General features: G+C 45.3%; 14 protein-coding genes. 11 read left to right on the plus strand and 3 right to left on the minus strand.

All coding sequences use genetic code 11. The annotated features are described in order from the left end of the window. Window positions 1-310: 310 nt before the first annotated feature. Window positions 311-835, plus strand: a complete 525-nt coding sequence (locus ACFQ2J_RS12715) for a YwhD family protein (protein ID WP_386060951.1) — start codon at window positions 311-313, stop codon at window positions 833-835. A gap of 55 nt (window positions 836-890) precedes the next feature. Here ACFQ2J_RS12715 and ACFQ2J_RS12720 read toward each other — a convergent pair whose 3' ends face one another. Beyond that, entirely contained in the window at window positions 891-1,055 is a 165-nt protein-coding gene (locus ACFQ2J_RS12720; protein WP_386060954.1) for an aspartyl-phosphate phosphatase Spo0E family protein, read from the minus strand. Window positions 1,056-1,409: 354 nt separating this feature from the next. Here ACFQ2J_RS12720 and ACFQ2J_RS12725 point away from each other — a divergent pair, with 354 nt between their 5' ends. Continuing rightward, entirely contained in the window at window positions 1,410-1,766 is a 357-nt protein-coding gene (locus ACFQ2J_RS12725) for a winged helix-turn-helix transcriptional regulator (protein WP_386060957.1), read from the plus strand. Between the two features lie 178 nt (window positions 1,767-1,944). Here the strand turns inward: ACFQ2J_RS12725 and ACFQ2J_RS12730 are convergent, their stop codons facing one another. Further along, entirely contained in the window at window positions 1,945-4,017 is a 2,073-nt protein-coding gene (locus ACFQ2J_RS12730) for a transglycosylase domain-containing protein (RefSeq protein WP_386060960.1), read from the minus strand. Between the two features lie 270 nt (window positions 4,018-4,287). Between ACFQ2J_RS12730 and speE the strand changes: the two genes are divergently transcribed. The 6 genes from speE (at window position 4,288) to ACFQ2J_RS12760 (ending at window position 9,312) form a co-directional block, all read left to right on the plus strand. Beyond that, window positions 4,288-5,115, plus strand: coding sequence for a polyamine aminopropyltransferase (gene speE / locus ACFQ2J_RS12735; protein WP_386060963.1), 828 nt, complete (start codon window positions 4,288-4,290; stop codon window positions 5,113-5,115). Between the two features lie 12 nt (window positions 5,116-5,127). Next, entirely contained in the window at window positions 5,128-6,000 is an 873-nt protein-coding gene (gene speB, locus ACFQ2J_RS12740; protein ID WP_386060966.1) for an agmatinase, read from the plus strand. A 147-nt stretch (window positions 6,001-6,147) separates the two neighbouring features. After that, complete coding sequence (locus ACFQ2J_RS12745; RefSeq protein ID WP_386060968.1) at window positions 6,148-6,591, plus strand: DUF1934 domain-containing protein; 444 nt, start codon at window positions 6,148-6,150, stop codon at window positions 6,589-6,591. After that, on the plus strand, window positions 6,588-8,258 hold the full coding sequence (gene argS / locus ACFQ2J_RS12750) for an arginine--tRNA ligase (protein ID WP_386060971.1): 1,671 nt from the start codon (window positions 6,588-6,590) through the stop codon (window positions 8,256-8,258). Before ACFQ2J_RS12745 ends, argS begins: the two co-directional genes overlap by 4 nt. 270 nt (window positions 8,259-8,528) lie before the next feature. Further along, on the plus strand, window positions 8,529-9,080 hold the full coding sequence (locus ACFQ2J_RS12755) for a flavodoxin family protein (RefSeq protein WP_386060973.1): 552 nt from the start codon (window positions 8,529-8,531) through the stop codon (window positions 9,078-9,080). A 52-nt stretch (window positions 9,081-9,132) separates the two neighbouring features. Further along, the gene (locus ACFQ2J_RS12760) at window positions 9,133-9,312 is read left to right on the plus strand and encodes a XapX domain-containing protein (RefSeq protein ID WP_386060976.1); all 180 of its coding nucleotides are present in this window, start codon (window positions 9,133-9,135) and stop codon (window positions 9,310-9,312) included. Here ACFQ2J_RS12760 and cls read toward each other — a convergent pair whose 3' ends face one another. After that, window positions 9,313-10,506, minus strand: a complete 1,194-nt coding sequence (gene cls, locus ACFQ2J_RS12765) for a cardiolipin synthase (RefSeq protein WP_386060979.1) — start codon at window positions 10,504-10,506, stop codon at window positions 9,313-9,315. It lies immediately after the preceding gene. Window positions 10,507-10,725: 219 nt separating this feature from the next. Here cls and ACFQ2J_RS12770 point away from each other — a divergent pair, with 219 nt between their 5' ends. From ACFQ2J_RS12770 to ACFQ2J_RS12780, 3 genes are all read left to right on the plus strand, one after another. Beyond that, window positions 10,726-12,858: a heterodisulfide reductase-related iron-sulfur binding cluster gene (locus ACFQ2J_RS12770; protein WP_386060982.1), complete on the plus strand. Its 2,133-nt coding sequence runs from the start codon at window positions 10,726-10,728 to the stop codon at window positions 12,856-12,858. 160 nt (window positions 12,859-13,018) lie between these two features. Next, entirely contained in the window at window positions 13,019-14,206 is a 1,188-nt protein-coding gene (locus ACFQ2J_RS12775; protein ID WP_386060985.1) for an acetyl-CoA C-acetyltransferase, read from the plus strand. 39 nt (window positions 14,207-14,245) lie between these two features. Next, window positions 14,246-15,100, plus strand: a complete 855-nt coding sequence (locus tag ACFQ2J_RS12780; protein ID WP_386060988.1) for a 3-hydroxybutyryl-CoA dehydrogenase — start codon at window positions 14,246-14,248, stop codon at window positions 15,098-15,100. Window positions 15,101-15,116 lie beyond the last annotated feature (16 nt).

Raw genomic sequence — 15,116 nt, forward strand, 5'->3', positions numbered from 1 at the left:
TTCTGGCAATACATTTCAGGTGGGCTGGCGGGGAAACGATGAGACTCCCGCGGGAATGGATTGGCTGGCAAGACCCCACAGAGCGATAGCTCGAGGAGGCTTGCCGTCATCCCCGCAGGAAAGCGAGTCGTTTCACCGTCAGCCCTATCCCCACATGGTAAAGGGAACCAAGTAATCTCCCGTACCTTTAATCTTTACTAACAGCAGTAATAGAAAATATAACATTTCTATCGCAATGCTATTATCTGAAATTACACCCGTCGTATGTTAAACTATAAAAACAAAATGTAAGCGTAGGAGGTCTGCAACCATGAAAGAATTTGACCAGTTCAATAAAGGAAAAGATAAAAAGAAAAACCAGTTCACCATCATGAAGGATGACTCCACAGATGGCCATGGCGGATACGGCGTCGGCGCAGTCACACTGGAGAACATGTCGCCGGTCATCGTAGACCCGAACGAAGAGAAAGCTTACGTGGATATGGGAGCCATGCATGCACGCAGTGACGTGGAAAAACGAACCAAGTTCCTTGCCGATAGATCAGAAGTACCTAACGGAAAGCTGTACTGGATCGTATGGGTAACGGTCGACCGAAACGAGAAAGGTGCATTTTACACGGGAGTGACAGGTTGTGAAATCCTCGTGGATCGAGAAATCAAAAGAGGTTACAAGTCGATGCCTGAACATGTGAACAACATGGATAAGTCACTGAAGGGCAGAATCGTCGTAGACCACATGGATGACAAATCGAAGAAGCTGCTGGCGGAATTCTTGAAGGAACATGATCCGGATATGTGGGAAAATTCCTCTGATGAGCTGAAACAGGCATTATAATCTGTAACACAAAAAAAACTTCTCTGTATGCAGAGAAGTTTTTTTATATAGAAAATCAAGGTTTTTTAGGCTTCGTGCTGTTGTGTAGTTCATTCAATGCATGGTCTAATTCCTCGGATGCTTTAAGAATCTCCTGATAGTCGGCTTTTGTCTTCGACAATTCATACATTCGTTTCCTGAGTCTCTCTACATTCATTTTTTTATCAGACGAATGATTCATAAAATTCCCCCTCACAGGAAATAAAAACCATATCCAATCAGGTCTTTCGTCCCCCTTTTATACAGTTTTGCATTAAAGCGCCAAAAAGGGAATATTATTTGGGTAAAATGATTATAAAGTAAGTTACGCGGAATGCTATAGTAACTAATTTGTAAGTACTTGTTGAGTAATTTAAAACAAAATACAATGAAATAGACTAGGTAGAACTACATACAACATATGGAAGATAAAAAGAGATATATCGACTGGGAATAGGGTATATAGTAATTATAATACCCTTTTAACTTTTCTGTGAAAACATTCCTTGAGTGGGTGTTTAAAGAAATAATGAGAGATGTGAGAGAGGGATTCACCTTGAAATCAGCTATTGAAACTACATTTGATGTCGTTGGTGGAAAATGGAAAGGTGTCATTTTGTGGAAGATGCTAGACGTAGAAACCATTCGCTTCAATGAACTGAAGCGGGCATTAGGCGGGAAAATATCTTCGCGTATCCTATCCAAGGAATTGCGTATGCTTTGTGATGAAGGTTTGATTGAAAGGAAGGACTACCATTCGGTACCTCCGAAAGTGGAATATTGCCTGACCGAATACGGCAAAAGTATTGAAGCTTTCATGGTTCCGATGAATGAGTGGGGATTGCAGCACCAAAGTAGAAAAGAGAGTAAAGGTGAAATGATCGTCAATTCTAAAAAAATGCAAAAAGAGTGAAGGGATACGTATGTTCACAAATTGTTCAAAAATACTCGCTGAAGTAGCATTGACGATTCTTGACGAACGAGAGAAAATCATAATATAGTATGTACCACATGGATTATCCATGTTTACTAGGACGAAGAAAAGGATCGGGGCGCACCCGGTCCTTTTCTTTTTTCATTTATAGATTTGCTTAAAATAACCAGTCAAGTAAATCTTTCCAGCTTCCACGCTTGTTCTCTTCTTTCTCCTTATCTTTTTTCTCCGATTTTCCATCATAATGATCACCGCAGTATTGATCAGGTTCTTTCCCTTTCTCAAAATACATGAGGCGCTGATTCGGACAATATGGAGAAGCGCGCATCCCGGTTTCAGGATCGATATATACGCCTATGACATTGTCGGTCGGCTTGAACGTTTTGTATTCCTTTTCCGCATGTGCTTTTTCCATGAAGCCTGCCCAAATCTCTTTTGCGAATTGATGATCCTGGATTTTTGTCATCTCTCGACCATCATCATATCCGGTCCATACCCCTGTCACCAGGTCGGGACTGAAACCAATCATCCAACTGTCCGTATCGGTAGTACCTGACTTCCCCGCATAAGTGTGCGTCAACTCATTCGCTATACTTGCGCCCGTCACTGACATGTAGCCGTTCAAGGATGAATCGAACATTCCAGTCATCATATGGGAGACGACGAATGCCCTATCAGGATCAAGCTTTGTGGTGTTCGCTTCTTCAGGCTCGTGTTCGAACAATACGTGTCCATGCCGATCGGTTATTTTGGTGATCGTATGGGCTTCCTTAGGGCTTTCTGCACTGGCAAGCCGTGTGTAGGCATCTGTCATATCATGGAGGGAGATGGATGCCGTTCCCAGCGCCAAGGAAGGTACGGAAGGTATTTTTCCCGATATTCCGAAGTCATGAAGGGTCTCCACTAATTTGTCAGACCCAAGAAACATATTCGTTTTCACTGCATAGATATTGTCCGATAGTGCGAGTGCCTGTGCCATCGTAATCGGTTCATCCGCATAATATCCGTTGTAATTACTCGGTGCATAGACTTCTCCATCGGCAAATTCGAAGTCGGTCGGTTTACTGACGAGCTGGGTGGTGGCAGTGAACCCTTTTTCCAAAGCTGTATAATACAAAAATGGCTTGATGGTGGATCCGACCATCCGCTTCGCTTGGGTAGCGCGATTATAAGGGCTGTCTTCATAGTCACGTCCGCCGACCATGGCTACGATCGCACCGGAATGCGGATCTGTCACCACTGCAGATGCCTGGATATCCGGGTTTGTTTTCAGTGAACGCTCCATCGTCTGTTCAAGCATCCCCTGGGTATCCGTCTGGAGTGTCGTATGAATCTGATAGCCCCCTTTCATCAACTCCTCACGGTCGATTCCTAGTAGACGTGTTGCATGCTGCGCAACGACGTCCTGAAAGTAAGGTGCGATGTCGGGAATGCTGAAGTCCTCCTGGCTTGCATAGGAGAGGGCTTCGTTAGCCGCCAGTTCAGCTGTTTTCTTATCGATGTAGTCGAATGTTTCGAGCTGACTTAGAATCAAGGCCTGACGATCTTCTGCATTCTGTTCATTAATAAATGGAGAATAATAGCTTGGACCTTTAGGGACACCTGCGAGCATCGCAGACTCAGCGAGTGTCAGTTCATCGGCATGCTTGCTGAAATAATAGCGACTGGCTGCTTCCACTCCATAGGCACCATGACCGTAATAGATCGTATTCAAATACCCCTCCAGAATCTCGTCTTTATCATAAAAGAGTTCGAGCCTGTATGCGTAGAGTGCTTCTTTGATTTTACGGGACCAAGTCTTCTCGTGGGAAAGATAGAGGTTCCGTGCATATTGCTGGGTGATCGTGCTTGCGCCTTCGATTTTGTCAAGATTGCGGATATTCTTCAATGCTGCAGCAGTGATCCGTTTCAGGTCAAATCCCATATGATCATAGAAATTCCGGTCCTCTGAAAGGATGGTTGCCTGGACGATGTCAGGGGAGATCTCATCAAGGTCGACCCAATACCTCCGTTTGTTTCCGAAATCCTCTTCGATTACGGTTCCGTCTGCACTATAGTAGATCGTGTTCTGTTCCGTGACCAGGGAAGGTGGACCAGCGATCAGACAGTAGACAAGTAGAGTTGCAATTGATAGAAACATGAGTGCAGCCGAACATAGTCCGCTGATCAGACTATACTTCACCCACTTTGGGTAATCCTTGGATAATAATCGCCTTATCCGGTCCTTCATCAATCCCACCTCCTTATGTAAAACAAAATAAAAGATTGATAATATTATGGGATAAATCGCAAATAAATAAACATAAGCCGGGGGACAGTCCCTCACCGCTTTAACGCGCTGAGGGACTGTCCCCCGGCGCGGTGAAGCGATAAAGTATGTCATCCACGGTCACCCTGCAAAAATAATGCTCGATTTTTCTTTCAGGATTCTCTATAATTTGATTGTTTGAATGAAACATAAATAAGGAAGGCTTTGAATATAGAAAGGGGCTTATCATAGATGGGTACATGGTTTACAGAGAAACAGACGGAGAACTTCGGAATTACGGCGAAGATCAACCGCACGTTGGAAAGCAAGAAGACAGATTTTCAGCAGTTGGAGATGCTGGAAACTGCGGAGTGGGGGAACATGCTCGTACTAGATGACATGGTAATGACCACTCAGAAGGATGAATTCGTTTATCACGAAATGGTGGCACACGTACCGTTGTTCACGCACCCAAACCCGAAGAATGTGCTTGTCGTCGGTGGTGGAGATGGTGGAGTCATTCGCGAAGTACTGAAGCATCCACAAGTGGAAAAGGCGACATTGGTGGAAATCGATGGCGATGTCATCGAATATTCCAAACAGTACTTGCCTGAAATCGCAGGCAAACTGGAGAATCCGCGTGTTGACGTGCAAGTCGATGACGGATTCATGCACATCGCGAAAAGCGAGAACGAGTACGACGTCATCATGGTCGATTCCACAGAGCCGGTCGGACCTGCAGTCAACCTGTTCAGTAAAGGTTTTTATGAGGGAATTGCAAAAGCATTGAAAGAAGATGGGATTTTCGTTGCACAGACGGACAACCCTTGGTTCAAAGCGGATTTGATCCAGCAAGTCGTAAGCGATGTCCGTGAAACGTTCCCGATTACGAAAGTTTACACAGCGAATATCCCGACATATCCAAGCGGATTATGGACATTCACGATGGGAAGCAAGAAGTACGATCCACTTAAGGTCAGCGAAGACAGGTTCCATGAGCTTGAGACGAAGTACTACACACCGGAATTGCATCATGCGGCGTTTGCATTGCCGAAATTTGTGAAAGATTTGACGAAGTAAAGGGGGAGAACCATGCGATTTGACGAAGCCTATTCAGGAAAAGTGTTCATCATGAGCCGACCGAATATCGAAGAAGCGGACGCGGTCATTTATGGTATGCCAATGGACTGGACGGTCAGTTTTCGTCCAGGTTCACGATTCGGTCCTAACCGGATCAGGGAAGTGTCGATCGGACTTGAGGAATACAGCCCATATCTCGACAAGCACTTGGAAGAAGTCAATTATGCAGATGCAGGAGACATCCCGTTGCCGTTCGGTAACCCGCAGCGAAGCCTAGACATGATTGAAGCATATCTTGATGAACTTCTTGAAAAAGGGAAATTCCCACTCGGACTTGGAGGAGAGCACCTCGTGTCTTGGCCGATCATCCAGGCGATGTACAGGAAGTACCCAGATATAGCCCTGATTCATATCGATGCCCATACCGACTTGCGCGAAGAGTATGAAGGGGAGCCGTTGTCCCACTCGACTCCGATTCGGAAGGCGTGTGAGTTGATTGGACCGGAAAATGTCTATTCATTCGGCATCCGTTCTGGAATGCGGGAAGAATTCCAATATGCAAAAGAGAGCGGAATGCATCTTTCCAAATTCGAAGTAATAGAACCGTTGAAAAAAGTGCTTCCACAGCTAGCTGGTCGAAATGTCTATGTCACGATCGACATTGATGTGCTTGATCCTGCTTATGCGCCGGGAACAGGCACTGCCGAAGCTGGAGGAATCTCTTCGAAGGAACTTCTTGAAGCGATCCACGCAATTTCAGCATCCGAACTTAATGTGATTGGTGCAGATCTCGTCGAAGTGGCACCTGCTTATGACCACTCAGAGAAAACAGCAATTGCTGCCAGTAAATTTGTAAGGGAAATGTTACTTGGCTGGGTCAAATAAATGGATAAAACAGGACGTCCAATGAATGGGCGTTCTTTTTTGTTCTTTTAAAGAATGAACGGTGTCCCTTGTATTTTCACTTGTGAATTTTTATAATAGTAAAGTTAAGAAGGACGTTCACGCTCAATTAATTGAAGGAGAGATTGCATGAGTGAGGCACGCATCCCTGTAGCGATCAAACTGGTAACGGAAATCAGGGACGGAGGACGCAAAGAAAGTACGGTTATGGAGGAGTTTGGAAACTTGTACGAACGGGGCAATACTCAAGTTCTGAAGTTCACCGAACACCAGGAGGATCGTGAAGATATCCAGACGATGGTTACGATCCAACCGGAAAAAATCAGCATCAAACGGTCGGGAGCGGTCCAGATGCATCAGATTTTCCGGAAAAAATTATCGACTGAAAGCAATTATCACCATGAATATGGTGTTTTTCATATGGACACGTTTACGGACCAGATTGAATACCAATCCTTATCAGAAGGAAACAAAGGTCGACTGTTTATAAGTTATCAATTGACACTGAACCAGGAAATGACGCAGCGCCATCGACTGACGTTGACGTTCAAGAAGGAGGCACCCCGAACATGAATATAGTAGAACAGACAGAACAGAAACTGAAGCAGGAAATCATAGAGGCGGTTCTTAAAGCAGAACTTGCAACGGAAGAACAAATGCCAGAAGTGATTTTGGAGCAGCCGAAAGACAAGACGCACGGTGATTACGCAACCAACATGGCGATGCAGCTTGCACGTATTGCAAAAAAGGCACCGCGTATGATTGCTGAAGATATCGTAGCGAACTTCGATCGCTCGAAGGCTTCCATTGAAGAAATCGAGATTGCAGGTCCTGGTTTCATCAACTTCAAGATGAACAATCAATATTTGACCGACTTGATCCCTGCCATTCTTGATGCAGGTGAAACGTACGGAGAAAGTAACGTAGGCAATGGGGAAAAGGTTCAAATTGAGTTCGTATCCGCCAACCCTACTGGAACGCTACATTTAGGTCATGCACGAGGGGCAGCTATCGGTGATGCGTTAGGAAACGTCATGGGGAAAGCAGGGTACAATGTTTCCCGTGAATATTACATTAATGACGCAGGAAACCAGATTCACAATCTGACCCTTTCCGTTGAAGCGCGTTACATGCAGGCGTTAGGAAAAGAGTGGGAGATGCCTGAAGATGGATATCATGGTAAGGACATCGTAGAACTTGGTAATGAACTTGCTGAAAAGCATGGTGCTGAATGGGCGGAGAAACCTGAAGCGGAACGTCACAGCTATTTCCGTGAATATGGTTTGAAGTTCGAACTAGCCAAAATCAAGCATGACCTGGAAGACTTCCGTGTTCCATTCGATGAGTGGTTCTCTGAAACATCCCTTTATGAAGGAAGTAAAATCGAGCCTGCAGTTCAAGTGTTGAAGGACAAAGGTTTCGTCTACGAACAGGATGGGGCTACGTGGTTCAAGACGACAGAATTCGGTGATGACAAAGACCGCGTGCTGATCAAACAGGACGGTTCTTACACGTACCTGACTCCTGATATTGCGTACCATAAAGATAAGCTTGATCGCGGCTTCGATAAACTGATCAATATCTGGGGTGCGGATCACCACGGATATATTCCGCGTATGAAAGCAGCGATTCAGGCGCTCGGTTATGATAAAGACACATTGGAAGTGGAGATCATCCAGATGGTCAACCTTTTCCAGGACGGCGAAAAAGTCAAAATGAGCAAACGTACAGGTAAAGCTGTCACCTTGCGTGAATTGATGGAAGATGTCGGCATTGATGCCATGCGTTATTTCTTCTCGATGCGTTCCAGTGATTCCCAGATGGACTTCGATATGGACCTTGCACGCTCAGAGTCCAATGAAAACCCGGTCTATTATGTGCAATACGCACATGCGCGAATCTGTTCCATGCTTCGTCAGGCGGAAGAAAAAGGTATCGCATTTGATGGAGCGTTCGATGCAACGTTGATCGCTTCTGAAAAAGAAGAAGACCTGCTGAAACGTCTTGGGGAATTCCCTCAAGTGGTTGCAGAAGCAGCACAAAAACGTATGCCGCACCGTGTTACCCAATACGCATTCGACTTGGCATCCAACCTGCACAGCTTCTACAACGCTGAAAAAGTATTGGATACAGAAGCACCAGAACGGACAAAAGCCCGCATCGCACTCATGCAGGCCGTCCGCACAACCCTGAACAACGCCCTCAAACTAATCGGCGTATCCGCACCAGAACGAATGTAAGACTATTTAATAGAGAGGATGTGGAACATTCATCCTCTCTTTACTATTCTTATTATTGAAATCAATTCCGTTAATACTATTCAAGCTATGGGCGCATGGAAATGAGGAGACTCCGGTGGGAAAGTAAAGACAGACAAGACCCCACAGGTCGATAGACCGAGGAGGCTTGTCGTCTTCCCCACGGAAAGCGAGTCATTTACATGCGCTCATCATTTTAAATATAGAAAACGGAATTAGGATTTCTTGTTTTAGAGATAAAGGAGGTAAACAATGAAGATTCTGGTTCTTTCAGGAAGTTCAAGAAAAAACGGAAACACCGATTATATGATCGATCACCTGATGAACGGGGTGGATTATACCAACATTCATCTTGCCGATTACGATATGAAGCCGATTGAAGACATGCGTCACACCCACGAAGGCTTTGCACCGGTCGACGATGATTATGAAAAGCTTCTACAGCATTTCCTTGACCATGATATCATCGTGTTTGCTACACCGATCTACTGGTTCGGAATGTCCGGAATAATGAAGACGTTCATCGATCGATGGTCGCAATATATGAGAGATGAACGGTATGATCTGAAAGCAGCTTTTGCTGAGAAGAAAGCCTACGTGACTATTGTGGGCGGAAGTGATCCAAAGATCACTGGTCTGCCATTGATCCAGCAGTTCGGTCATATTTTCGATTTCGTCCATATGGATTTCATCGATTATGTCATCGGATATGGCGTTAAGCCTCAAGAGGTGAAGACGGACAATGTGACCTTATCGAAGTTGTCCACATGGAACGAGCACTTTAAACAGCTGCAAACCAAATAGATATAGAATAAACCGCGCATACTGTAATAAATGACATCACGGGAGGAAAACGATGAAAGAAATCATTTTTGCCCTCATCACCGGCTTCATTGTCGGTTTCCTGTTTGCAGGGTTCAAGCTTCCAATCCCGGCACCACCAGCGTTCGCAGGGGTTGTCGGAATCGTTGGTATTTATTTAGGATTCAAAGCATTCACTTGGATTGGACCAATGCTCTCAACGATATTTAAATAATCACAACAACCCACGGAATAAACGAGCAATCTGCTCGTTTATTTTTGTTTGAAGCGAACGGTTTTTCAGCCACTTGTCGTCAAATGGAATACTGTCTCTCACATCCTCCATAAAAGCTGCTGTCACCTCTTGAACAAACGTTTGATCAAAAATGATCGTATTCACTTCTTTATTAAGGAACAGGCTCCGTCGATCGAAGTTTGCAGTGCCGATATCGCAGAATGCATCATCGACAGCAAATACCTTCGAATGGTAAAACCCATTACTGAACCAATGTACATTCCCTCCAGCCCGATAAAGTTCTTCCATATACGGAATTCCCGCTTCCTTTACGAGGGGGTGATCGGATTTTAATGGACAAAGCAGTGTGATGGATACATTTCGCTGCAGTGCAAGCTTCAATTCATCCATCAATGCTCTTGATGGAATGAAATATGGGGATCCAATTCTGATACTCTTTTTCGCTTCACGAATCATCTTCAAAAACTCTCCTTCAAGCTCGAAGCCATCCGTGGGAATCACTCTGATCTCCATCTTTCCACCGGCATTTTCATCTGCAAGCGGTCCGAATTGCTGCTTGGTCGTCGTAAACCAGTCACAACGGAAGACGGCTTCTAAATCTGCCACAATACTTCCTGTAAGTCGCAGGTGATAATCTCTCCAATTACCGAAACGCGATTCTCTGCCGATATATTCCTTCGCCACATTGAATCCACCGACATACCCGATTTTTCCATCGATGATGGTGATTTTCCGGTGGTTGCGCCGGTTCAATTTATAAATAAAAAAAGGAAATCGAGGCTTTTCGACGAAATGAAACAATACACCTGCTTCTTTTAATTGATGGATGATTTTTTTTCCTAAGCGAAATCCGCCTGCTCGATCGACCAGCAGTCGCACGACAACTCCGCTTTTCGCTTTATCCTCTAATAATTGGAAGTATCGCTGGCTGATTTCATCTTTTTTTACAATGAAGAATAGCGTATCAATCTGTTTTTCTGCTTCACGAATATCCTGAAACATCGCTTCAAACAGCGCAGAACCATGCTGGTAGAACTGGGCGTATCCTCGTTTGCGGGGGAAGCGTAGAGAGTTGGTTGTCTTTCGGTGATTCAGTCTTCCTAATTTGAAATCAAGCAGGGCAAGTATGAATAGAATAAACAGACAAGTGATTACAAACAGAACGATTTCCATCATATTCCTCCTTAAATGGAGATGAAGCCAGAGTTAGTTACCATTAGCTTTACCAATTCGTCAGCTTTTGTATCATTCACAGGTGAAAACATGTTGACTGAATGTTCATTCATAATTTATAGTTGAAGTACAAGATTCAGAATTTTTTCAAGGTTCTTTGATTTTTTGGGGAGGTAGAAGCATCATGAAAGAATTCACAAACAATGAGGGGGGACACGAATGGACGCACTGTTGATACTGAACTGGATATTATTCCTTGCTGTCACAGGCTATGGATTATACTTATTCGTGCGTGTCGTTCAAACACGGATAGCTTATATCAAAATGGGTAAGAAATTCGAATACGATGGCGAAGTCAAACAACGCCTGAAAAGGGTGATGGTCAACGTATTCGGTCAGAAAAAACTGTTGAAGGATAAGAAATCGGGCATCATCCACGTCATGATGTTTTACGGATTCATCCTTGTCCAATTCGGCGCGATCGATTTCATCTGGAAAGGTCTTGCTCCAGATACACACTTGCCGCTAGGACCGCTTTATCCTGGATTCACATTCTTCCAGGAGCTTGTCACACTGATGATTCTCGTTGCGGTCATCTGGGCGTTCTACCGCCGTTATATTGAAAAACTCGTCCGTTTGAAACGTGGTTTCAAAGCAGGACTCGTACTTATTTTCATTGGAACCTTGATGGTTTCCGTCCTGCTAGGAAACGGAATGGGTATGATCTGGCATGGTCATGAAGGTGCCTGGACTGAGCCTGTTGCGTCATTAATTGCAAGCGCTTTCGGCTGGATGAGCCCAACTGCGGCAGCTGCAGTGTTTTTCGTCAGCTGGTGGATTCACCTATTGATCCTGTTGACTTTCCTCGTGTATGTGCCTCAATCAAAGCACGCACACTTGATTGCAGCTCCGATTAATACGTATTTGAGCCGTAATGACCCACCTGGAAAACTGAAGAAGATTGATTTTGAAGTAGATGAAGAAGCCGATGAAGAAGATGTTTCCTTCGGTGTTGGAAAAATAGAAGACCTCAACCAGCTTCAAATGATCGACTTATATGCGTGTGTAGAATGTGGACGTTGTACCAATGTATGTCCTGCTACTGGTTCAGGTAAAATGCTTTCACCGATGGACTTGATCATCAAACTTCGTGATCATCTTACTGCCAAAGGTGCAGCAGTCACAGGGAAGAGCCCTTGGGTTCCGGCTTATGCGTTTTCTGATACGCAAGGAAACCAGTTGGCGCAGATGGCTCGCGCACAAGGAAGCCAGGAAGCTGCTGCAGCATTGGATGAGGTGCAGAACACTCAGTTGATCGGCGATGTCATGACAGAGGAAGAAATCTGGGCATGTACTACCTGCCGTAACTGTGAGGACCAGTGTCCGGTAATGAACGAGCACGTCGATAAGATCATCGACCTTCGTCGTTACCTTGTCCTTACTGAAGGTAAAATGGATCAGGATGCACAGCGTGCGATGATGAACATCGAACGTCAAGGAAACCCTTGGGGACTTTCCAAGAAAGAACGGGAAGACTGGCGTAACCTTGATCCAGATGCACATATCCCGACTGTGAAAGAACTGAAAAAAGAAGAGGAAGAATTCGAGTACCTGTTCTGGGTGAGCTCGATGGGATCCTATGATAACCGCAGTCAGAAAATCGCACTTGCGTTTGCCAAGCTGATGAATGAAGCCGGCATCAAGTTCGCCATCCTAGGGAACAAAGAGCGTAATTCCGGTGACACAGCACGTCGTCTCGGTAACGAATTCCTGTTCCAGGAGCTTGCGGAAAAGAACATTAAAGAATTCGAGAAAAATGACGTGAAAAAAATCATCACGATCGACCCTCACGCTTATAACATTTTCAAAAATGAATATCCTGACTTCGGTTTCGAAGCAGAAGTCTATCACCACACGGAACTACTTGCAGAGTGGTTGAAAGAAGGAAGACTCAAGCCACAGCAGGAAGTCAATGAAACAATCACATATCATGACAGCTGCTACCTTGGCCGCTACAACGAAGTGTACCAGCCGCCACGTGAAGTGCTCGAAATGATTCCTGGAGTCAAGCTTGTCGAAATGCACCGCAACCGTCAAAACGGTATGTGCTGTGGTGCCGGCGGCGGAATGATGTGGATGGAAGAGAAAACAGGCAACCGCGTCAATGTAGCACGTACAGAGCAGGCATTGGAAGTGGAGCCGACGATGATCTCCAGTGGATGTCCTTTCTGTCTGACGATGCTGTCTGATGGAACGAAAGCGAAGGAAGTGGAGGAAACCGTCAGCACGATGGATATTGCTGAAATCCTCGCGAAATCGATTTTTATTGAAAAAGAAGAGAAAACAGCATAATATTGTGAAAATTGTGGAAAGTGTACAGGAAGTTTTGTACACTTTCCTTATGGGGTTAAATTGAGCGAGCGTTCAATCGTCAGCAGATCCGCTCATTCTCGATTAATCGGATTAATTTTTTACGCTTATTTGAAAGCGCTAACAATAAAGGAGGATTTAAATGAGAAAAACAGTGATCGTATCAGGAGCAAGAACGCCATTCGGAAAATTTGGTGGAGGATTGAGCACACTTTCCGCTTCGAAATTAGGAGGAACAGCGATTAAAGCTGCGTTGGAGCGTGCGAACGTAAAGCCTGAAGATGTCAATGAAGTGATTATGGGGACAGTGCTTCAAGGTGGGCAAGGTCAAATCCCTTCCCGTCAGGCTTCACGCGAAGCGGGTATTCCTTGGGAAGTCAAAACAGAAACGATCAATAAAGTTTGTGCTTCCGGGATGCGTAGTGTGACGATGGCGGATCAGTTCATCCGTCTTGGGGAAGAAGAGATCATCGTCGCAGGTGGCATGGAATCGATGAGTAACGCGCCATACTTCATGCCGAAAGCGCGCTGGGGACTTCGCATGGGAGATGCAGCTGTTAAAGACATGATGGTCCATGACGGACTGACATGTTCTTTTGAAGGCGTCCACATGGGTAACTACGGAAATGGCGTAGCAGATGAATATGAATTGAGTCGTGAGGCACAGGATGAATGGGCATACCGCAGTCATCAGCTGGCGACAAAAGCGATTGCAGATGGGAAGCTTGGCGAAGAAATCGTAGGTGTTGAAGTACCACAGCGTAAAGGTGATCCAGTCGTAGTTGATACGGATGAAGCACCACGTAAAGATACGACGAAAGAGGCGCTAGCTAAACTGCGTCCTGTTTTCGGTTCGAATGGGACAATCACTGCCGGGAACGCACCTGGGGTCAATGACGGAGCGTGTGCGATGCTGTTGATGTCTGATGAAAAGGCGAAGGAAGTCGGTGCTGCACCGTTGGCTACGATCCTTGCGCATGATGAAGTGGCTGTCGAAGCGAAAGACTTCCCGAAAACACCTGGCCTTGTCATCAATTCTTTACTTAAAAAAGCAGGCAAATCCATTGACGACATCGATCTTTTCGAAGTGAACGAAGCATTTGCTGCCGTATCATTGGCAAGCGGTAAAATTGCAGGTCTGGATCATGAAAAAGTGAATGTCAATGGTGGTGCAGTAGCGCTCGGACATCCGATCGGAGCAAGTGGCGCACGAATCATCCTTACTTTGGCATATGAGCTGAAACGTCGTGGCGGCGGATTGGGCATCGCTGCAATCTGCAGTGGCGGTGGTCAGGGAGATGCTGTCCTGATTGAAGTACCGAAACAGTAATCTAGCAATCTAGTGAAAATAGTGAAGGGAGTTCTTTTCATGGGAATCAAAACCGTCATGGTCATCGGAGCTGGACAGATGGGGGCAGGAATCGCACAAGTATGTGCCCAGTCCGGCTTCACCGTGAAGTTGAATGATATTGCACAGGAATCATTGGATAAAGGGAAAGCAGGCATTGAAAAACGCCTCGACCGCGCTGTAGAAAAAGGGCGTATGTCAGAAGACGATAAGAATGCTACCATTTCCAACCTTACTTACACGACGGAGATGAAGGATGCGTCCGATTGCGACCTTGTCATTGAAGCTGTAGTCGAAAACATGGATGTAAAAACGAAAGTGTTCCAGGCATTGGACGACATAACGCCTGAGCATGCAATTCTTGCATCCAATACATCATCCTTGCCGATCACTGAAATTGCAGCGGTGACCAACCGTCCTTCACAGGTAATCGGGATGCATTTTATGAATCCGGTACCGGTGATGAAGCTCGTCGAAATCATCAAAGGGTTGCAAACGAGTGATGAAACCTATCAATCCATCGAAGATATGACGAAGGAACTTTCAAAAACACCTGTGGAAGTGAATGACTTCCCGGGCTTCGTTTCCAACCGTATTTTGATGCCGATGATCAACGAAGCGATCTATACAGTCTATGAAGGAGTGGCGTCGCCGGAAGACGTGGATACGGTCATGAAGCTCGGTATGAACCATCCGATGGGACCACTGACTTTAGCTGACTTCATAGGTCTCGATACATGCCTGTATATCATGGAAGTGCTTTATGAAGGATTCGGCGACAGCAAATACCGTCCTTGTCCATTACTTCGCAAGTACGTTAAGGCAGGCTGGCTCGGTAAGAAGTCAGGACGCGGTTTCTATAACTATGAAAATTGATTGGTAGAGGAGAATG

Source organism: Thalassobacillus hwangdonensis (assembly GCF_042675915.1).
GTDB classification, from domain to species: domain Bacteria; phylum Bacillota; class Bacilli; order Bacillales; family Halobacillaceae; genus Thalassobacillus_A; species Thalassobacillus_A hwangdonensis.

Bases quoted from the DNA above. Each gene is read 5' to 3' on its own strand.
- ACFQ2J_RS12715 (WP_386060951.1), top strand. From the start codon at position 311: ATGAAAGAATTTGACCAGTTCAATAAAGGAAAAGATAAAAAGAAAAAC.
- ACFQ2J_RS12720 (WP_386060954.1), bottom strand. From the start codon at position 1,055: ATGAATCATTCGTCTGATAAAAAAATGAATGTAGAGAGACTCAGGAAA.
- ACFQ2J_RS12730 (WP_386060960.1), bottom strand. From the start codon at position 4,017: ATGAAGGACCGGATAAGGCGATTATTATCCAAGGATTACCCAAAGTGG.
- speE (WP_386060963.1), top strand. From the start codon at position 4,288: ATGGGTACATGGTTTACAGAGAAACAGACGGAGAACTTCGGAATTACG.
- speB (WP_386060966.1), top strand. From the start codon at position 5,128: ATGCGATTTGACGAAGCCTATTCAGGAAAAGTGTTCATCATGAGCCGA.
- ACFQ2J_RS12745 (WP_386060968.1), top strand. From the start codon at position 6,148: ATGAGTGAGGCACGCATCCCTGTAGCGATCAAACTGGTAACGGAAATC.
- argS (WP_386060971.1), top strand. From the start codon at position 6,588: ATGAATATAGTAGAACAGACAGAACAGAAACTGAAGCAGGAAATCATA.
- ACFQ2J_RS12755 (WP_386060973.1), top strand. From the start codon at position 8,529: ATGAAGATTCTGGTTCTTTCAGGAAGTTCAAGAAAAAACGGAAACACC.
- ACFQ2J_RS12760 (WP_386060976.1), top strand. From the start codon at position 9,133: ATGAAAGAAATCATTTTTGCCCTCATCACCGGCTTCATTGTCGGTTTC.
- cls (WP_386060979.1), bottom strand. From the start codon at position 10,506: ATGGAAATCGTTCTGTTTGTAATCACTTGTCTGTTTATTCTATTCATA.
- ACFQ2J_RS12770 (WP_386060982.1), top strand. From the start codon at position 10,726: ATGGACGCACTGTTGATACTGAACTGGATATTATTCCTTGCTGTCACA.
- ACFQ2J_RS12775 (WP_386060985.1), top strand. From the start codon at position 13,019: ATGAGAAAAACAGTGATCGTATCAGGAGCAAGAACGCCATTCGGAAAA.
- ACFQ2J_RS12780 (WP_386060988.1), top strand. From the start codon at position 14,246: ATGGGAATCAAAACCGTCATGGTCATCGGAGCTGGACAGATGGGGGCA.